This is a genomic window from Clostridium sp. LS (assembly GCF_002760435.1).
Lineage (GTDB): Bacteria > Bacillota > Clostridia > Clostridiales > Clostridiaceae > Clostridium.
The window spans coordinates 1-20613 of the sequence record NZ_AUUU01000257.1 but is presented as its reverse complement, the minus strand read 5'-3'; the positions used below and the strand labels follow the sequence as shown (position 1 = coordinate 20613).

General features: G+C 29.2%; 20 protein-coding genes. 4 read left to right on the top strand and 16 right to left on the bottom strand.

Going from position 1 to position 20613, the window contains the following annotated elements:
• Nucleotides 1-230 precede the first annotated feature (230 nt).
• From COL3_RS27555 to COL3_RS27515, 9 genes are all read right to left on the bottom strand, one after another.
• Nucleotides 231-554 (bottom strand): hypothetical protein, encoded by a 324-nt coding sequence (locus COL3_RS27555; protein WP_242982208.1) that lies wholly within the window; start codon nucleotides 552-554, stop codon nucleotides 231-233.
• Nucleotides 555-878: 324 nt separating this feature from the next.
• Nucleotides 879-2441, bottom strand: a complete 1563-nt coding sequence (locus COL3_RS27550; RefSeq protein ID WP_008417779.1) for a response regulator — start codon at nucleotides 2439-2441, stop codon at nucleotides 879-881.
• Nucleotides 2441-4177, bottom strand: coding sequence for a sensor histidine kinase (locus COL3_RS27545; RefSeq protein WP_242982207.1), 1737 nt, complete (start codon nucleotides 4175-4177; stop codon nucleotides 2441-2443). The genes COL3_RS27550 and COL3_RS27545 overlap by 1 nt, the downstream gene beginning before the upstream one ends.
• A gap of 114 nt (nucleotides 4178-4291) precedes the next feature.
• Complete coding sequence (locus COL3_RS27540) at nucleotides 4292-5134, bottom strand: carbohydrate ABC transporter permease (protein ID WP_008417784.1); 843 nt, start codon at nucleotides 5132-5134, stop codon at nucleotides 4292-4294.
• Nucleotides 5135-5139: 5 nt separating this feature from the next.
• The gene (locus COL3_RS27535) at nucleotides 5140-6042 is read right to left on the bottom strand and encodes a sugar ABC transporter permease (RefSeq protein WP_008417787.1); all 903 of its coding nucleotides are present in this window, start codon (nucleotides 6040-6042) and stop codon (nucleotides 5140-5142) included.
• Between the two features lie 140 nt (nucleotides 6043-6182).
• The gene (locus tag COL3_RS27530; protein WP_008417789.1) at nucleotides 6183-7496 is read right to left on the bottom strand and encodes an extracellular solute-binding protein; all 1314 of its coding nucleotides are present in this window, start codon (nucleotides 7494-7496) and stop codon (nucleotides 6183-6185) included.
• 344 nt (nucleotides 7497-7840) lie between these two features.
• On the bottom strand, nucleotides 7841-8596 hold the full coding sequence (locus COL3_RS27525) for a C1 family peptidase (RefSeq protein ID WP_008417791.1): 756 nt from the start codon (nucleotides 8594-8596) through the stop codon (nucleotides 7841-7843).
• 204 nt (nucleotides 8597-8800) lie between these two features.
• Nucleotides 8801-9166 (bottom strand): SdpI family protein, encoded by a 366-nt coding sequence (locus COL3_RS27520; protein WP_008417793.1) that lies wholly within the window; start codon nucleotides 9164-9166, stop codon nucleotides 8801-8803.
• Nucleotides 9167-9297: 131 nt separating this feature from the next.
• On the bottom strand, nucleotides 9298-9708 hold the full coding sequence (locus COL3_RS27515) for a hypothetical protein (RefSeq protein ID WP_008417796.1): 411 nt from the start codon (nucleotides 9706-9708) through the stop codon (nucleotides 9298-9300).
• Nucleotides 9709-9893: 185 nt separating this feature from the next.
• Here COL3_RS27515 and COL3_RS27510 point away from each other — a divergent pair, with 185 nt between their 5' ends.
• Entirely contained in the window at nucleotides 9894-10211 is a 318-nt protein-coding gene (locus COL3_RS27510) for a hypothetical protein (protein ID WP_008417798.1), read from the top strand.
• Nucleotides 10212-10435: 224 nt separating this feature from the next.
• On the opposite strand, the gene COL3_RS27505 is transcribed toward COL3_RS27510, so the two are convergent.
• From COL3_RS27505 to COL3_RS29470, 3 genes are all read right to left on the bottom strand, one after another.
• Nucleotides 10436-10630, bottom strand: coding sequence for a hypothetical protein (locus COL3_RS27505; RefSeq protein ID WP_008417800.1), 195 nt, complete (start codon nucleotides 10628-10630; stop codon nucleotides 10436-10438).
• A gap of 89 nt (nucleotides 10631-10719) precedes the next feature.
• Nucleotides 10720-11184 carry an ORF6C domain-containing protein gene (locus COL3_RS27500; protein ID WP_008417802.1) on the bottom strand — a complete coding sequence of 155 codons (465 nt, stop codon included), beginning with the start codon at nucleotides 11182-11184 and terminating at the stop codon, nucleotides 10720-10722.
• Nucleotides 11169-11300: a hypothetical protein gene (locus COL3_RS29470; protein WP_008417804.1), complete on the bottom strand. Its 132-nt coding sequence runs from the start codon at nucleotides 11298-11300 to the stop codon at nucleotides 11169-11171. Before COL3_RS29470 ends, COL3_RS27500 begins: the two co-directional genes overlap by 16 nt.
• Before the next feature lie 533 nt (nucleotides 11301-11833).
• Between COL3_RS29470 and COL3_RS27495 the strand changes: the two genes are divergently transcribed.
• Complete coding sequence (locus COL3_RS27495) at nucleotides 11834-12817, top strand: magnesium transporter CorA family protein (protein ID WP_008417806.1); 984 nt, start codon at nucleotides 11834-11836, stop codon at nucleotides 12815-12817.
• Between the two features lie 159 nt (nucleotides 12818-12976).
• Here COL3_RS27495 and COL3_RS27490 read toward each other — a convergent pair whose 3' ends face one another.
• A complete protein-coding gene (locus COL3_RS27490; protein WP_008417808.1) occupies nucleotides 12977-13744 on the bottom strand; it encodes a polysaccharide deacetylase family protein in 768 nt (255 codons plus the stop codon).
• A 230-nt stretch (nucleotides 13745-13974) separates the two neighbouring features.
• Here COL3_RS27490 and COL3_RS27485 point away from each other — a divergent pair, with 230 nt between their 5' ends.
• Together COL3_RS27485 and COL3_RS27480 are read left to right on the top strand one after the other, a co-directional pair.
• The gene (locus COL3_RS27485; protein ID WP_008417809.1) at nucleotides 13975-14325 is read left to right on the top strand and encodes a helix-turn-helix transcriptional regulator; all 351 of its coding nucleotides are present in this window, start codon (nucleotides 13975-13977) and stop codon (nucleotides 14323-14325) included.
• Nucleotides 14306-14965, top strand: a complete 660-nt coding sequence (locus COL3_RS27480) for an ImmA/IrrE family metallo-endopeptidase (protein WP_008417811.1) — start codon at nucleotides 14306-14308, stop codon at nucleotides 14963-14965. Before COL3_RS27485 ends, COL3_RS27480 begins: the two co-directional genes overlap by 20 nt.
• A 200-nt stretch (nucleotides 14966-15165) precedes the next feature.
• Here COL3_RS27480 and COL3_RS27475 read toward each other — a convergent pair whose 3' ends face one another.
• From COL3_RS27475 to COL3_RS27465, 3 genes are all read right to left on the bottom strand, one after another.
• Entirely contained in the window at nucleotides 15166-18243 is a 3078-nt protein-coding gene (locus COL3_RS27475) for a PAS domain S-box protein (RefSeq protein WP_008417813.1), read from the bottom strand.
• A 228-nt stretch (nucleotides 18244-18471) separates the two neighbouring features.
• Nucleotides 18472-19134 (bottom strand): class I SAM-dependent methyltransferase, encoded by a 663-nt coding sequence (locus COL3_RS27470; RefSeq protein WP_008417815.1) that lies wholly within the window; start codon nucleotides 19132-19134, stop codon nucleotides 18472-18474.
• A 202-nt stretch (nucleotides 19135-19336) separates the two neighbouring features.
• Nucleotides 19337-20401: a galactose ABC transporter substrate-binding protein gene (locus COL3_RS27465; RefSeq protein ID WP_008417818.1), complete on the bottom strand. Its 1065-nt coding sequence runs from the start codon at nucleotides 20399-20401 to the stop codon at nucleotides 19337-19339.
• Nucleotides 20402-20613 lie beyond the last annotated feature (212 nt).

Genomic DNA, 20613 nt, shown 5'->3' with positions numbered 1-20613 from the left:
AATGAAATACCCTTTTATAAATATAACAATTATATTATAAACCATATTCCTATATTTTCCATAAAATCAAGTTATTTTATTTTAATATTTTATCTTAGTATCAAAATTCTTTTCATGAAATTTACAATTCTTTTTATTAATAAGTATAAAACCCACAATAATTCCAATTAATTACTGCGGGTTATTATTATGAAGTGTACTTTATAATTTGCTAAAGTTAATTTATTTTTCTAGTACAATAATTTGCTATATCCTTCAAACATACTACCATTAACAATTGGTACAATATCTATGAACAACGCTTGATATCCTGGAATTTCCTTTATAGCATTTTTTATCATCTTTGTACCCTCTACATCATCCAAAAATGAATCAAAAAATATCCTTATTCCTTCAACCTTAATGAATTTAAAAACATTTTTATTATCTAACTTCACATTTTCCACTACCTTAATAATATCATCCTGTCTCCAAGCACAATTAACTAATATCATACATACAACCTCTCCTGCAATTAATAAATTTGAACCAATGGTACGTTTCTTTCTAAGCATAATGATTTTTCTATCAAATCGCTATTTGCTTAATCTCTATCCCATGTTATTTTTTTCTATTACTTATGTAATCTAATTATAACGTTTAAATTGCCTATTTTCAATTTAATATCCATGTATTATACTGTCACTCTAATATTACTTTACATGTCCTTATGGATAAAATAAACAAACCCACGAAACTCCAAAACTAATGCCTCCTTTCTACTATAAAAGGAACACATTTATTGTTTATTTTCGTGGGTTATTGGTTTAGAAAAACATAAAAGTTATTCTTTCAAATTATATCAATACTACACATCATAAGATTACAAATAAATATCCTTAATTATCTTTGCCGCTGCTTTCTCTAAATTCAGTTGGTGACATTCCTGTTTGCTTTTTAAATGCCAATGAAAAATAATTAGTATCCTTGTATCCTACTAAAGTGGCTATTTTACCTGTTTTCATACTGGTAGTTTCTAATAATGATTTTGCCTTTTGTATTCGTTTGCGAATAATATAATTATTACAGCCTTCTCCAGTACTATGCTTAAATAGCTTCGAAAAATAGGTGGGAGTTAAGTAAAGCATCTCTGCAATACTATATACTGAAATATCTTCATTTAAATGGTCATTAATATATGATTTTGCCTTTCTAATGATTTCATGACTTTCTCCAATATCGCCTTGAAGTATCTGCATAATAAAATCCCTTGTTATCTTTATTGCATCATTACTGCTACAATTTTGCAAAGAAATTAATAAAGAATTTAATTTATTATCTGATACTTCTCCTTTTTCCATCATATAAGAAAAATATACTCCTCCTCCAATATCAAAGCATGTTTTCTTAACTAGTGAAGTTGATAAATTATAAAATTCTATTGTTTCTGCAAAAGCTTCATAGATATTCATAACTTTTTCAACATCATCTATATTATCGACCATACCCTTGCGAAATTCCTGAACTCTCTCATTAAATAAACTAAGTCTAAGTTCTCTAGGTTCTTTCGTAATTATTCCGCCATAAGCACTTTTATTGTTTAACAAAACACAGGCATCATTATATGAAATATTAATTTTATTAAATCCATCTACTTCACTTCCAAGTATCACCTTTGGGTTAATATCATACTCGTTTTTTAAATACTCAATTAAGCGTTGTATTCTTATGGTTACATCCTCTAACCCTTCTCTTATAAATGCAGCAATTACTATATTTTTATTTCTATCTTCAAAAGTAATTCCTTCTTTTTTAGAATCAAATAATTCTATACAAGTATTTTTAATAGACAAGTTTAATAATTCAAAATGCTGTCTCCATGCTAAATTATCATCAATAACTGGACATACCAGCGCAATTTGCAGCATTTCTTCGTTATTATACGAATACTCATCTAATACTTTGTTAATTTCATCAGCCATCATTCGCTCGTAAAGTAAATTTTGCATAATTTGTTCAAGCTTTAATTGTTCTGTTAACACTTGTATCCTGTTATCTATCTTTTGTTTATGAATTATAGTTTTCTCATGCTCTAATTTCTCTACTAATCTTTCAATAGTATTCTCAAGTTCTATTTCGTCTACTGGTTTTAGTAGATAATCCTCAACCTGCATCTTGCAGCATTTTTGAGCATATTCAAAATTGTCATAGCCTGTTAAAACTATAATTTTAAGTTTTGGATTTAGATCATTCATTTTTTCTACTAATGATAATCCATCCATTTCAGTCATGCAGATATCCGTAATCATAATGTCAAAGATTTCATCTTCCATAATTTTTATAGCTTCAATTCCAGAAGACGCCATCTTAACATTATTTATTTTGAGCTTTTCCCAGGGAATTACATTACATATTCCTTTGCGAATCATCTCTTCATCATCTACAACTATAGCCTTATACATTAATTATTCTCTCCATTCTCCCCTTTAGGTAATATGATATCTACTGTAGTTCCACCGTATTGATTTTTTCTATAGTATAATCCATACCCACTGCCAAACAATATTTCTATTCTTTTATGAACATTTCTTAGGCCATAACCTGTTTTTTCATCAAATACTGATATGGAATTGTTAATTTCATCAATTTGTTCTTGGTTCATCCCCACACCATTATCAGCAACTGATATAACTATCTTATTATCTATTTCTTTAGCATTAACAAAAATTTTACCTTTATAACCATCCTTAACTCTTATTCCATGGTAAATGGAATTTTCTATTAAAGGCTGAAGAGTAAGCTTTGGTATTAATACATTTTTTAGATTATCATTTATATTTATTTCACATTGGGCAATGCCGCTATATCTCATATTTTGAATAATTAAATAGTTTTCTATATTAGCCAATTCCTGTGAAAGTGGAACGATATCTTTTCCTTTACTCAAACATAGGCGATAATAATTAGCTAATGCCTTTACCATTCTTGATACATCTTTATTCCCATCAGATAACGCCTGCCAATGTATACACTCTAACGTGTTATATAGAAAATGTGGCTTAATTTGAGATTGCAATTTATTTAATTCAATTTGCTTAATCTCAGACTGCTCTCTTTTTATTCTATACATAAGTATGTTTATTTCCTCAATCATAATATTAAAGCCGCTTGCCAATTGTTTAAAATCTTTTCCCTTATAATTCCGTTCCATACGCACTTCAAGATTCCCCATGGAAACCTCTCTCATTTTTTTAACAAGTGCATCCATAGGTTTATATAAATTATTACTTAACTTATAAAATGCAATACTAATTAATATTCCAGCTCCCAATACCAACATTATTATTAGAAATATAACTGCATTTGTATCTTTTAGCAAAGACTCCGTTGGTATCTCTCCCACCATGTACCAATCCCAATTATCAAGTTTTTCATAAATAACCATCTTATCTCCAACTTTTTGTTGGCCGCTTTTTCCCTGTAAAATATCTTTATAAAAACTTTTAGTTCCAATTAAAGACTTATCTTCATTAGATATTATTACACCATCCTTATCAGTTAAATAGGTTTGAACTTCTAATCCTTTATCTAAATTAGAATAAAATTCTTTAATACTTTTTTCTCCAATTCCTATTACCAAAACTCCAGTGTACTTATTAAAATTATATTTATCAGTAATAGGCTGGTAGATGTTTAGGACATACTGATCCGGATAAAATACTTTTTTCTTCATACTTATTTTACAATTACCAAATTTAGTTCCTACTGCATCTTGATAATCTTTCAGAGTTTGAGTCCTAAAATCATTACTTGTCCAAACTTCTCCAACATATATTAACTCTGGCCCATCGAATTTTACTAAGGAAATATAATCTATATAGCTGTTTGTATCTAATAGGTATCTAACTGAAGAATATGCATCACTTGTATCTTTATTATAGTTCTTTGAAGTTAACGAATTATTCATTAAGAATTCTTTTACTCTATTATCTCCAGTAATTGTATTTGACGATTCAATTATATTTTTTAATGTTATATTCAAAATATCAGTAATAGTATCTAACTGCCCTTGCACGAGTCCGCTAGATTTTTCTGTAATTTGTTTTCCTGCCAATTGATAAACTGCAAAAATAACGAATGTATTTGTAATTAAAACTGTCAAAATAAAAAATGTAGTAATTTTTTGGTTAAACTTCATTTGAAATAATTTATCTATTAATTTTCTTAACCCGTTATACATATTCGTATCCTTTATCTAATATCAAATTTTTATATATGAAAAACAATACTTCCTATGCATATCGCCGTATCTTTAACCTTTAACAGCACCTGCCATCATACCTTTAATTAATTTATCTTGTCCAAAAATAAATGCAATAATCATTGGTAGCATTGAAATTGTAAGAACTGCCATAATCATTGGAACATTCATAGTATATTGTCCTTGATATTCCCAAATAGCAAGTGGCAATGTTCTGTTAGGAAGAGTTTGAGTTAAAACTAATGCAAAACTAAATTCATTCCATATAGCAACACCATTATAAATGGCTAATGTTGCAAGTCCTGGCTTTACTAGTGGAAGCATAACATTAAAGAAAATTTTATATTTATTACAACCGTCGATTTCAGCTGCTTCTTCAAGCTCCCTAGGAATAGACTTCATAAATGTAACTAGTATGAATACTGAAATTGGTAAATTAAAAGCCACATATGGACCTATTAATGCCCAGATGCTATCATATAAACCTATATTTGTAGTCATTAAGAATATAGGAAGCAATGTTACGTGAACTGGTACTGACATACATGCTACTATTATAGCATAAATTGGCTTATTTAACTTAAATTTAAATCTAGATAATGGATAAGATGCACATGCACTTAAGAATAGTAATATAACTAGTGATACTATAAGTACTATTACACTGTTTTTAAAATAGCCAAATATGTTTCCTTTAAATACATCTATGAAATTTTTTAAGTATAAACTTTTAGGCAAATCAAAAACACTTCCCATAAGCATTTCAAATTGCTGCTTAAATCCTGCAAGTAACATAAATATAAAAGGAACTATTGTAATTAAAAGCCAGCCTATTGCTAGTATCCCTACGATAGCTTTTATTGATATTTTTTTTATTAATGAATCCTGCTTCATAATAATCACATCTCTTCCTTTCTATTTAATGCCTTAATTGTAACTAACGATATTATTGTTATAAGTATAAACATTCCTGAAGCAATTGAAGAACCATATCCCATTCTCTGAGATAAAAACGCATTTTTGTACATATAAGTAGCCATGAGTTCTGATGCATTACCCGGTCCTCCTCCTGTCATAACATATATAAGATCAAAATATTTTAATGATCCGACCATTGATAATACAATTGCACTTTTAATAGCTGGTTTCATAAGCGGAAGCGCAATCTTCCAAAAATATTGGCTTTTTTTAGCGCCATCAATAATTGCAGCCTCATATAAATCAGCTGGTATGTTACTATATCCTGCTAAGAAATACACCATGTAAAAAGGTATAAACTGCCAACATATAGCTACGGTAATGGTTAATAATGCGGTCTTAGGGTTACCTAATAAGTCTATATTGTGTCCGCCGAATGCCTTTGCTATTCCAGACACTATACCACTGCTTGCATCTAATGCATATTTAAACAAATAACCAATTGCAACAGATGACATTAGCATCGGTATAAACCAGATTACTTTAAATACATTAAATTTTTTCCCACCAAAATCTAAGAAAGTGGCAAGGGCAATACCAATTGGTAATTGAACAATTATAGATAAAACCATAATAATAATGTTATTTAAAAAAGCTTTTTTGAAAACTGCATCGTTTATAAGTTCTTTCCAGTTACTTAAACCCACAAATATCTTATTTGATGCAAATCCATTCCAATCATAGCAACTTAAATTGAAAGAATAGACAATTGGATATGCTATATATATTATTAAGAATAAAAATGCTGGTACAAGAAATACAATTGCTGCATTTCTTGTTGAAGCAGCACGTCTTTTAGCTAAACTATTAGTTTGTGATTGCACTTTTTCTCTCTCCTTTATAATTATTTAGCTGCTGCAAAATTCAATCATTCATTTCAAATTTAATTTGTGCAATTAAAAATATTTACTATGAAAGCTTTATTTTGCAACAGCCTTAATTTTATTTTTTAGTATTGCTATAATTATTTATTTTTTGCTTTATATGCATCCATAGCTGCTTGTAATTCTTTATCTGCATCTTGTGGAGTCTTAGTTAAACCAAATATTTCTTGACAAGTTGATTTGTGTACTTCTGCAACTTCTGCTGGTAAGTATTGATCGTACCACAATTGAACTCCTTTTGCTTGGTTAACTGTATCTAATATTTTTTGTGTTAATGCATCATCAGGTTTGAAAGATTTAAGTGGAATAATTTTACCTAATTTCTTACGGTCTTGAAGTGCTTGATCATCTAATAAATATTGAATCAATTTGAAAGCACCTTCTTTATCTTTACATGTTTCTGAAATTGAGTATAAATTATCTCCAACAGTACCTGCGCAAAGTGATTGATCTTCTTTTGAACCATCTAATGCTGGGAATGGGAAGAATCCTAATTTACTCATAAAATCTGGATTTTCACCAAGTACTGTACCTGTAAACCATGAACCCATTAAATCCATAGCGGCATCACCTTTATATAATGCTTGTCTAGCTTGACCACTATCATCATCCATACCATTAAAGCCATCGATAAAGTATCCTTTTTTAACCCAATCTTGAATCTTATTTCCGGCAAATTCAAATGCTGGATTTTCAAATTTACCTTTTCCTGATGCTGCATCAGCAAATGCATTAAGTCCACCAAAACGAGTTGCTAAATACATAAAATACATGGAACCTGTCCACTTTGTAGCATTAGCTAAAGCAAATGGCGTTACTCCGTTAGCTTTTAACTTATCACATGCAGCTTCTAATTCAGAAATAGTTTTTGGTTCTTGTATTCCGTATTTAGCAAAAACATCTTTATTATAGAAGAAGCCTGCTACGGATACGTTTTCAACTGGTACAGCATAAATTTTACCATTGTATGAACATTGATTGATTCCAGCATCTATAAATTTATCTTTATAGTTGTCTTTGTTCATAAAATCTGTAAGATCAGCTATTTTTTTCGAATTAACATAATCAATTAACCCTGATCCCCCCCATTGAATAAATACATCTGGAGTTTGATTTGAGCTCATAGCCATAGCCAATTTTTGTTTATAAGTGTCATTAACCTGATCCACAACTTCTACATCATATTGAGGATTATCTGTCATAAATCTCTTTACTGACGCCTTAATTGCATCTGCTGCTGTAGATGTTTGAATATGCCATAATGTCAATTTTGTCTTCCCTGAAGCTGATCCCCCGCTCGCTTGTGAAGCATTATTTCCGCAGCCAATAAGTCCAGTAGAAACCATAGCTACAGTCATAATAATTGATGCTATCCTTTTTAAATTCCTATTCATATATTTTTCTCCCCCTAGAATTTTTATATATTTGGTACTACTATATATTAACATTCATGAGATTTAATAAGAATTGAATAATTTGTCTTTTACATATAATTTCTTGCACTCTTGTAAACATTTAATATATTGATTAAGTTCTTTTATCTAAGGGATGGTTTTAATTTTGTAAACTTAATCCTTTTAATAAATTTCTTATGCTATTATTCAAAGGGAGAATCAATAAGAAAAGGTTAGAAGAATTGTAATCCGAAAAATAGAAAGAACCTAATTAAGTAAACTTTACCAGTGTTATCTACTTAATTAGGTTCAGTTATTTTATATTTCTAACGTTGTTTATTCTCTTATTGACCTGTCCACATATCCGTAACATATCCATTAGGATCTGTAAAATAATCATATGGTAGATAAAAGTATCCTTTATCGCCCCATTTTGTGCCCCATGAGTTGCGCATAATAACCTGTTGTTTTTTATCTATATAACCTACAGCAAGTACAGCATGCCCACCTAGAAGCTGTTCTTTTTTGGGGTCCGGCATAGGCACTACTCCATTTCTTGCAACAGTTTTTGATTCAAAGCTTTCATAAACTAATATACCTGTAACAACAGGAAGTCCTTCTGCCAAAGAGGTCTTTAAATAATTTAAATTCTGTACCCTATGGTAACTGCTGATCTTAAAAACAGCAGCATCTATTATAGCCTGTGGGCTTGGTTGATTAGTAAAGGCCGCAATATCATATGGATAGTCTTTCTCAGGAGAAATACCCAGTTGATTAAAAATCTTCATGCCATCTCTAATTTCTGCACCGCTATCTTGGTTAACAGTTCCTTCCAAAAAGCGCTCCCACCAATATAATTCCAACCTGCTAAGGGGTGTGAATTGTTTTTTTGAAACTTTCTGCAAATATTCCCCAAGGCCTGAAGCAATCGCGTTAGCAGTACAGCTTCCTAAATCTCCTTGGTCTACTACTGGTGATAAATACTTTCTTAGATCAACAGTTGCTGGAAGCTGGGAAGTCAGCTTTAAAGTAGAAGCATAGAAAACTTTGTCTCTCAAATCTTGTTTATCAGGTTTTAACTTATAACTTCTTTGCACCATTTTTTCTTCCCCTTGTTTTTCATATTTTTTAGAAACAGATTAATTATTATTTCTTTCTATATAATATGAGAGAACAAGTAAGTTGGAATAAAAACATAACAAAAATTCGAACTTTATCAAAAAAGAATATCATCAATTAATTGATTTTATAATTCTCCTAACTCTTCATGAACTCTGAAAAATTTTGCATTACAGTAATCTACCTTACTTCTTTTCATTAACCTTTCTTATACCATTTTTATCAAATATTTTTCTCAGGTGAATTTCTGTGTAAAGCACAAAACATAAAACTATTACCATAGTCCCTGCAACTGATATTGTATTAGATGTATCTGAATCAGTTTTAAATAAAAATGTGACTAACAATGAAAAATTCAATGTTATAAGGCCACTTACTATCATCATAACTGAACTAAAACTATTAGCTTCTTTCCAAGTTTCCTTATTCTTCATAGCAAAAAACGTTCTGTATCCATACATACTATTTATTTCTCCTGGCGGCCATAATTTTAATACGACTCCAAAACCAATAACAATTATGCTTGATAATATATTTGTTAATAATGTCATAAGGTTTACCCTCCAACTATAGTTACTATATTAATTTTTATTATATCTCTTCCGAATTCTTCTGCCAAGCTTAAATCTTCGTTATTGGCCGGCCTTCCTGCACAAGTATTTTCTTTAAATATACTCCTATATTATGATATATATCTTTCCATTTTCTTTGCCGCTTGCTTTTCAAGTTGTTTTATTCTTTGGTATGACAAATTTAGTTTATCCTGTACCACATAGTATCTTCTCTGCTCAATATGAACAACCTGTACAATTTCTCTTTCTTCTTCTGTTAATATAGTCAGTGCATTTTCTATCCTTTTCAATTCACGCTTCTTATTGGCTTTTAACTTATATAACTCTTCCTTTTTCTCCTCTAACTTTTCTACTTCTCCTGAATCACAAGTAACTTTATAATTTGCTTCTATTTTTTCTTCTTTTGCTTGTCTATTAAACTCGGACATTTCTTCTTCAAGCTCTTGAACTTTTATATCTATTTCTTGAATATCTGCTAGAGTTTCCCTATATTTTCTTATTCTATCTAAAGTACTAATCATAAATTTCACTCCTTATATTTTTTAATCCTTTAAATATTTTGTTTAATTTTGCAACTAATCATTATAATGGTGACTTATTAGATAACTTCCAATCTTCTATTTTGTATAAAATCTATGCATGCTCACATAATAAAAATTGAATTAATTAATGTTTAAAACAATTTATGAAGGGTGTGTTTAATTTAATGAAAAAATATTTTACTATATTTTCTATTATATTATTATTAAGTTTCAACATTAATATAATAACAGTGCATGCTGAAACGAAAACTTTTACCCAAGGCATTTATAATGTTCGTGATTCTGGCTTGTTAGCAGGTACTTCATATACTGTTCAAAATACTTCTCCTACTAATAAATCTCTTCTTATCATCTTTGATAATAATCAATTAATGCAGGAATTAATAAGGTTAGAACCTAATTCTCCTAAATATACTTTAAAACCATTTCAATATGATTATTTTATTGTTGTAATAGGAGATGCAAAATTAGTTTTATCCTGAAAGACATTTAAAAAGTGTCATTTCTTTAATTTCAGCTATTAATTTTCCAATGGATTCATAGATCCGCTTCCTATAGTTTACTAATATGAGTATTATGTTAACATAAGTTTCGCCTTATTATTCTCATACTTGATTTAGTTAACAGCTATTATTTGCTACAGTTTTTACGATTAAATTAAAAACTCCCAAAATTATATATAGCTGTTAACTGTTCCTTAACACTATTAATTTATAAAAGTATCTACCTCTCTTCCCTTTTCACACATCCAAAAAGAATCATATTGATAATTACTACATTTTAATCCCTCTAGTTCTTCATTATCTTCTTCATAATCAAAGCTTCTAAGCTCTATAGTTTCTGCTCTGCATACTTCATCTTTACAGTTTTTACAGGTTTTCCAATTACATTTTACTATCAATATGATTTCCCCCTCTAGCCTCTATAACATAGAAAATTTCTCCATCCTATCAAATCAACTTCTAATTATCCTTGTATTTTAAGATTTGACTATATTACCTCCAAGTCAAAACTTATTTCGCTATTTAATAAAGTTATTTGGTTTACTAAAAATGTCGGAGGTTTATATTCTTCAATTATTTTCTTGGCAATTTCAAACTCGCATCTCTTTATAGCTTCATATCTTTCAACGTCGAATTCTCTTCTAAGCTGATGCTGTATATCTGAATAAATCTTTGACCTTAAAGATTTATTATTATAAGCAGGTGTTTTATATCCCCCTAATGCTTTTATTCCAACCTTTCTCACCAAAGCTTGAAGTTCCTTACATTCAATACTGTATAGAGGAACACTGTTTTTAAATTCATCAATATTAGCTTTGATCTCATTTATCTTCATATTTTGCTCTTTTAATTCTTCAATTTGTATTTTTAAGTGTTCTGCTGAGCTTAACAACTCTTGTAAATCTTGACATTGTCTTCCTATCTCTTCGAATTTCTTTACATACATAGCCATTTACCACTTCCTCTCCCCTCTAATTTTTCGATTATTTTGTAGTGCTCTACCCCTAACATATCTGCAATTTCTCTACTATCAATTGTTTTTATTATAGCTTGTACTATCCCTCTCATATACCCTCCACTAGTTTTATTCATTAAAACTTTTTTTAATAAAACACACTCAAATTACAGTACTCTCTGTGTTTTATGCTTATTACTAATATATTTATATTTTATCAGCATAACTGATATTCTCAAAACATCATTTTATCATAAAAACTGATAAATTTGGTAATTATATTATTATCTCTTGCATTATCTTCAATTTCCTTTTATTTTCCAATCGCTTTATCATTTTGGCCGATAAAGATGTTAATCATTCTAATAATTAACCCCAATAATTTTTATTAGGATTCTTTTCTTTTTAATGTAGTTGTAGAAAAATTTAACATAAAACTACTTGTATAACATTATAAAAATTATTATACTTTACTAGTTGAGAAAATTTCTCTAATAATACAGATTATAAAGGTGGTGGATTTGAGTGGATGACTATTCGTCCCAGAAATATTTAAAAAATTTAATATTGATAACGGGAGGATTAGATTATACAACTCAAAATGACTGACTTTTAATATCCTCCCATAAATTAAAGGAGGATTACTATGTTTACATTACCATTCAAAACTGATAAAAAGCATCCTGTGGTTTTAAAAAAGTTAGAAACCGAGGTAAGAATTATTGAATTTAATGGCCTTAAATGGATTGACATTATAAGACCTACTAATAAAGAAATTGAGATGCTTGAAGATATGTATGAATTCCACGAACTTCTTCTAGAGGATTGTATTACTGAGCATCAAAGATCGAAAATAGATTCTTATGATGATTATAGCTTTATTGTTCTTCATCTTCCAAGATATAAAAAGGATTTAGCAAGACTAGATTCTGAGGAAATAGACATATTCATCAGCCATAATTATCTAGTTACACTTCATGAAGGAGAACTTAAACCCTTAGTTGAAATGGCACAAAAATGTGAAAATAATGAAGATATAAGAAAAGAATATATGAGTGAAGGTTCAGCATTATTGCTTTATGAAATCATTAAAGCTTTATTTGATTATTGCTTCCCTATGCTGGATAAAATCGGAAATATGGTCAATGAAATCAATAGAGCAGTCTTTGCTACCCGTTCCAAAGAAATGCTTGAAACTATCTCAAGAACAAAGATGCAAATAATCAATTATAGAAGTGTTATCAAACCTTTAAGACCGGTTATAATAAATTTAGAAAAAGTTATTAAAAACTATCTTCCTGAAGATATGGACATGTATTTTGATGATATTACTGACAAAATAGAAAAAATATGGGATATGCTCGAAAATTATAAGGAAGTTATAGAATCGGCTGATAATACCTTTGCGTCACTTACCAATCATACAATGAATGGTCTTATGCGTACATTTACAATCATTCAAGTTGCCATATTACCTATGACCCTAGTTAGCGGACTCTTCTCTATGAACGTACAAGGAATTCCGATGCATGATTACGAATTTGCATTTTGGATTGTATTTGGTATGATATTTATTCCAACAATATTTATTGGGGTAGTATTACTTCTTAAGAAGGATAAATGGTTTTAAGTAAAAAATTAATATGGAAATTTAAAACAATAATTGCCTCACTTGTGTTTGCTCAATAAAGAATTGACTAAACATAAGTGAGGCAAACTTGTTAATTTATATCTATAATATAAATAAAACATGGTATAAAGACGAAATCTTGTACCATGTTTTATAAAATTACTTCTTAATTGGAAAATATAATTCAGTTGTTTCTTCTGTAATTACTTTAAACTCAAAGCCATGTGATTTATAATATTTTATTATTTGCGGAAGTGCCTTACAGGTATTTTTATTCATATCCGTGCAATGCATAAGTAATATAATCTTATCCTTGTCTTCACTTCCAGTTATAGCCTTTTTATATAACTGATAGGGAGGTATTTTAGGATTTATTCCGTCATTATTATCCAAATCCCAATCATATACTTTAAAATTATTAGCATGTAATTTTCTTAAATAGCTTTTACTCAAATGCCTGCAGCTTCCACCTGGAAATCGAATTATATTGGGTGCAATGCCAATGGTTTCGTATATTTGGCTGCGGCAAATCATCATTTCTTGAATAAATTTGTCTTCATCACTGTAAATTCGTTTAAAATTATGAGTGCAACTATGAAGCCCTATGCTATTTCCTTCTTCATAAATTCTTCTTACAACATCCTCTCTTCCTTCAATTTGGTTACCAATTAGAAAAAATGTTGCATTTACATTATTTTCTTTCAATATATCTAGGATTTTATTCGTAACTTTATAACTAGGCCCATCATCAAAAGTTAAATAAATAACTTTCTTATTATCTTTAGAAATCTTTTCATTTTCCATAATCTCCTCGTTACTTACTTTATCTGCTCCCATAGCCGTACAACTCATATTTTCTTCAAATATAAAAATAATAAGAAATACACTCATGGCAAGGAATAAAATATATCTAAAGTTTTTTTTCATTTTATCCTCCTCCAATTACGTTTTTATTTACATTGCATAAATTATTCATTACTCGCATTAACTAAACTCTGTATATTTCTTATTATTTACTTTATTAAATCTTTTATTAAGGTAATTTTAAGCACCTATTTTTATTTATAAATTTTTATTTCAATAATGATTAATATTATTAAATTTACTATTGATTTTATCGGCAACTATGATAAAATTATCCTAAGAGGTGAAGTGCTATGTTAGGTGATAAAGTTAAATTACTCAGAAAGAAAATGAAGATCACACAACAAAAATTAGCTGAAACTATTGGAGTAAGCCAATCTACAATAGGCATGATAGAAGGAAATAAACAAGGGGCTAGTAATGACACATTAATAAAACTTGCTAGCGCTTTAAACAGTACTGTTGATTATTTACTATGTGATGAAGTTGAAGAAGCAGACGCGCTCACAAGAAATAGTGATTATGAATTTGAAGATGATGATATTAGAAGAATTGAAAGAGCTAGAAAGAAAATGGACCCTAAAAACAAAGAAAAGATGATGAAAATTTTAAGGTCTGCCTTTGATGAGTATTTTGACGATTAGGTATAAACATATTAAAAGCCTAGTCAATGATCTTTATATAAAATTTAATATTAATAGGTTTCCTATAGACATAAAAGAAATAATAAGTTCTTTCGATAATATCAAAATAGTTTCTTATCATCAATTTATGCTTAAATATAACCTAACTAAAGAAGAAACTTTTGAACTATTATCCTCAGAAGAAGGGTGTACTGATTATTGCAAATCGTTAAATAGATATATCATCTATTACAATGATTTATACTACAAATCTGAAGAAAGAATTAAGTGGACTATAACCCATGAGTTGGGCCATATTTTATGTGAACATTACTGTAACAAAACAAGGTTGTTTTGTGAAGATTTAACTGAAAATGAATACAAGTTCAGAGAGGCTGAGGCAAATCACTTTACTGGACTACTCTTATCTAACCCAATAATATTAGACATGCTGAATGTAAAATCGGCTTACGACATTGAAATATATTGCGCCTTATCTTCTGAAGCAGCCCGCTATAGATACGATAATTATAAAAAATGGTGTAAAAATAAATTTATAAGTAGTTCAGATAGATGCATTATTCGAAATTTCAAAAATTATATAACTGAACAACAGCAAAATTATCAGGAATTCATTGGATTTATGAACTCCTTTCGATAATTTAATTGAAATCGCAAAGTTCTCCTACTAAAACTTAACAGCCAATAGAAAAAGTATTAAAAACGAGATATAAAATTAGAAATTTTCTTTTCACATATTGGAGTGTTACTTTTAAATTTTCACCTGGCACAAATATTTGTCAAATTTTTACTTGCTCTTAAAGTAGCCAAGGAACAAGTAAAAACTTGACAACAACTGTGTTATAAATAAATATCTGAAAATTCTACATTTGTTACTTCTATAAGACGATTATTCATAAAATCTGCATCTTTTTCAGAATTGTCTTCATCAGCAACCGTTTTGTCTGGAAACAACATCGTAAATGTGCTTCCTTTACCAATCTTACTCTTAACTGAAATACTGCCTCCAAGTGCATGAACAAACATTTTTACCAATGATAAGCCTATCCCAGTCCCCTCCGCTTGTCTTGATAATGAACTATCAACCTGCCCAAATTTTTCAAAAATCACATCTAATTTATCTTGCGGAATTCCTATTCCATTATCCTTTACTTCAACACATATCTTACCTTTTAAGCTTCGTAAAGTTACATAAATAGAGTTTCCCTCTGATGTAAATTTAATAGCGTTCGAAATAAGGTTTAAAATTACCCTTTCATATTTTTCATCATCAATTGCAATTACTTTATTTTTAAAAGAAGAAGTAAGACTTACATTAACTCCCTTTTGAGCCGCATAGTCATATACTGACTCAATAATAGCTTTCGTTAAAAATACTATATTAATGTTTCTTTTATTTATCTTAATACGTCCTGAATTGGCACGAATAACATCAAGAAGATTATTTACTAATCTTAGTTGCCTAAAATTATTTTGTCGTATAATTCCTAAATATTCTTTAACTTTATTACTTAATTCGTTTCCGCAAATATAATTTAAAGCTTGTATTGCAGTACTTATAACATTAATAGGAGTTCTAAATTCATGAGATATAAGTGATAAAAATTCATCTTTCATTTCAAGTGATTTTTTTAAAGTTTCATTCTTTTCACGTTCAGCTTTTAATAATTGCTCCTGGGCTAATTTTAAATTCTGTTGACTTTCCATAAACTCAGTTATGCTGCGGCAGCTTATAATTCCATACATAAAATTCCCTTCTGAATCGGTAATTGGTACCCCATTAGCTAGAACATATTCTTTTTTCCCGTTTTCCTCAAAATAACCTACTTTACCTTGTACACACTTTCCTTTTTCCACAATGTAACCTGGCATTTCTTCTGGGAGCACTTTTTCACCATTAAGATGAAAAAACTTTCTTACCTTATAACCATCCCCTACATTTTCAACTCTAGTTTGTAATAACTCTATTGATACATTATTTCTAATAATATACTTACCATCCTTATTAAAAACTATTATTGCTTCCTGCATATTGTTTAGCTCCTTTTGGTCTTGCACTTGTTTTTCCTTTTCTATTAAATCTGTTATATCATGTATACATACAACTACATTACTAATCTTACCATATTCATCATAAATAGGCTTTGAGCTTACTCTGCAATGAATTTTTTTATCAGGACGCTTAAATGCCATTATAAAATTGGTTACCTTTTCTCCTCTAAATGATCTAAATACAGGCAATTCTTCCTGCAAAATTTCTTTTCCGTAAATATCTAAGCACTTTGTTGTCTTAAATATATCTTCATATTTTTTTAAATTACTATAATCATAAAAAATTTTCTTTGTTGCTTCATTTCGTAAAACTACATTCTTATCTTTATCATAAACAATCATCGCATCAGACATATTTTCAATAATTGATTCAAGTAGCTCTTTTTGCTGATTTATATATTTATTTTGATATACTAATTCAGTTATGTCATGAGTATAAGTTATTAGCATATCGATATTGCCGTCATTATCATAAATAGGAGAAGACTTAAATTCCAGCACCTTTTCCATTTTTTCTTCCTTAATTGTTACTTTTTCACCATTAATTATTTCTCCATTAAGTGCGCAATAATTTAAAGGTACTCCCTTTGGTATAATTCTTCCGTTTTCATAAAAGGTTTCATTGTTAATATTAATACGTTTTAAAACATTGCTTGAATCTGTAGGAAAAATAAGCTTTTTGGCTTCTTTATTTACCATCAGTTGTTTTCCGTTTTTATCATAGATAAAAACACCATTTGATGTATTCTCTATTATATTTTCCAGTAGTTCTTTTTGTTTTTTAATCTGCTTTTCTTTTTCCATCAGTTCGGTTATATCTATTGCTGCAAATACTCCCAAATTAATATTCTCATCCGAATTAAATATAGGAGTTCCATTAATAATAATGTATTTTTCTCTTTCTTTGTCTACCAGCTTTAGCCCAAAACTTTTTACTTTCTCTCCGTTTTTTAACACTTTATAAATAGGTCTGTCTTCTACTGCTAATAGGTTATTGTTAAAGTCAAAAAATTCCACATTATTTTTAATCAATTCTAAACAAGAGCTTATGCTAGTTGTATTTTCTTCATATACATTGCCATCTTTGTCTAATATAAAAAGCATGTCACCTATACTTTCAAAGATAGCTTCAAGTTTTTTGTTTTTCTCTTCAATAACTTTTGATTGTCTATGTATATATTTTTTATTTAAAACATTTTCTGTCACGTCATCAGCCATTACAACTATATATTCTACCCTTCCATTAACCATAATAGGAGTTAAGGTGCAATTCCAATATCTAGTTTTATTAAATACAGCTAATTTTTTTTCTTTATATGATTTGGACTTATTGTTGTTTACAATGTCATTAAATGCTTCTTCAATAGGCCCCCCCATAAAATTAGGTATAATATCCTTTAAAGATTTCCCGTACATTACCTCTTTTTTATTATAGGATGCGGGATAATGATTTAGCAGGCGTTCATTTGCCTTTAACATGATCAAATCTTTTGCTGTAAAAATTCCTATTCCTACTCCATTTTCAGTAATAAGTCTGTCCAAAAATTGATTGTTATCTGAAATTCTCGAATTTGCTTTTTCTCTGATTATATATATCTTCTCTTTTCTTCGACTTATGACTTCAATATTTATAAATCTAACTTCTAGATATTTGGTAAAGAAAAAATACTTTTGCTTACTCTCAACCCTTTCAAGATTAGTATGCGGACCTACCCTTAAAATTCTTAGTACTTCTTCAATATTTCTATTTATAAGTTCCTGAAATGAGTATTTGGTCATATCAACAAAAGCTTGGCTTACTTCGGTAATTATATTATTCTTCACAATTATAAATGGTTGTTTATCTGGATCATCTGTACAACTCATAGGTTATTTTATTATCCCCCTTATCCTATAGTAATTTTTTTCAATAAGTTGAAATACCTAGGGATATTTTACTACACTTCTCCACATTTTTCCACTTATAACGTGCATTATTATTCATCATTTTTCTACTTATTTATGTTATTTCCATGGCTACTACAGAATTATTTTGTATAATTATGACGTTTTATTATAATTACTTGCCTCATTTCTATTAACTCAGGTTATATACTATTTTACAGCTATAACTACAAAAGCTTCTATTGTATACTTCCCTCCATTTCTATCAAAAAAATTATAATCCACTGGTTTTATAAAAAATCCGGAAAAGCTAGAATAGAGTTCTTCTAGTTCTTCTTTAGTGGAGTAATGATATGGTATATCTTCCTCCCCTTTAATGTTGTTGATATATGTATTTTTTTCTATTTCATCGCCTATACCACATTGTTTATCACTTGTTGAAACATAATCAATAATTACTATTCCATTAGTTTTTAATACTCTATGTATTTCATTTATATGTCTTCTACAATCTTCTAATGTACCTACCCCTGTTGTCCACACACATAAGACTCCATCAAAGTAATTATCGTCAAAAGGTATTTCTCTCATGTCATGTTGTCTAAATTGTACATTTTTAAATTCTAATTCTTTTATTCTTGCCTTGGTTTCTGCTATAGCTGTTTCAGAAATATCTGTGGCAAATACATTAAATTCTTGTTGTGCAAAATATACTGTATGTCTACCCTTTCCACAACCTAAATCCATTATAATCTTACAATCGTTTTTATCAAAAATATCTGCTGCTACCTTCGCAGTTGGGAGTACACCTATTTGATCTTCCCATTGTTCTTCATATAATGAGTCATATTCATCTTCCCACTTAAGTTCCATCTTTATCCTCCATTAATTTTTTCCCCTAAAATTTGATTAATTCCCCATAAAATGCAACTATATAGGCATCATAGCACATTTGGAAATTAATATACAATGGCATCTAGATCTCCTCGTTTAAGTATAAAGATAAAACTTGCGCAACTAAAGGATTGCTATATTTCTCTTAAACCGCAATCCTTTATGATACTATTATATGTAATTATACATTACCACCTTGATTGGCATATTCCTTATATGGTAGTCTAACTGCCACTCCTGTAGCATCAAATTTATATGGGGTTCCAGCAAGTGGATCCTTTCCTAGGTACACATTCATTCCTATTAAATAAATAGCCTTCGCCATTTCTGACGGATCTTGAAAGACTGATCCAGCCATTTCTCCTTTTTTAATTAATTCTCGTGCTTCTGGAGTTGCATCAACTCCAACAACTGCTATTGTTTTTGCTTTATCTCCTTTGTTATATCCATAACCTTGCAATGCCTCAATAGCTCCTATTGCCATTTCATCATTATTTGCAATTATTGCCTCTATTCTTGTATCATATTGTAGTAACAATTTACTTATAGCATCTTTGGCAAAATCTCTTCTCCAATCACTAACAATTAATGCTAATTGTTCTGTTTTAATTCCTGCTTTTTGAATTGTTGAAATAACTGATTCTGTTCTTTCTTGTGCTTCTATACTTCCACGTTCTCCTTGTAACATAATATATTGTAATATTCCATTATTATTTTTATCTATAAAACTTCTATCATTATTCCATAGATTTATTAATATTTTTCCTTGCAATGCGCCAGCCTCACTTGCATTTGTTCCTACATAGTAAGATTTTGGGTAAGATTTTATTACTTCAGTTGCAACTGGTTCTCTATTAAAAAAGATTAATGGAAGATCTTTTCCCTTAACCCTTTGGATAACATCACCTGTAGCTTTAGGATCAACAAGATTTACTAATAAAATATCAATCCTTTCAGTTCTAAGTATATTGTCGAGTATCTCATTTTGCGTTGACTGGTTTCCCTTTGCATCGTAAAATTTAAATTCAACTTTTCCTGGATTTTGTTTTTGAATATCTTCCAGACTTTGGCGAACTAAAGAAATATATTTATCATCAGAATTATATAATAATACATCTATAGCTATAGGCCTTTGTCTAAATTGTATCGTTTGAGCGTTAACTTTTTTATTATAATATCCTGATACTATTGCAGATATGATAATTATGCACTCTAAAACTGCTATAGTTTTTTTTAATATTTTCATTTTAAATCATACCCTTTCATTAATGATACTAATATTATTATCATAAATTAATATAAATATTTATTTACCCCCTTTATGCCCAATAACTTCAAAAAATGATTATCTAAATTTATTTCAATAACAGCTTCAATAAATTATGTATTTTATATAGATATCCAACCATGCGCGTAAAGCTTAACCAGTAATCACCAAATTATAGGGGGAAGAGAGTA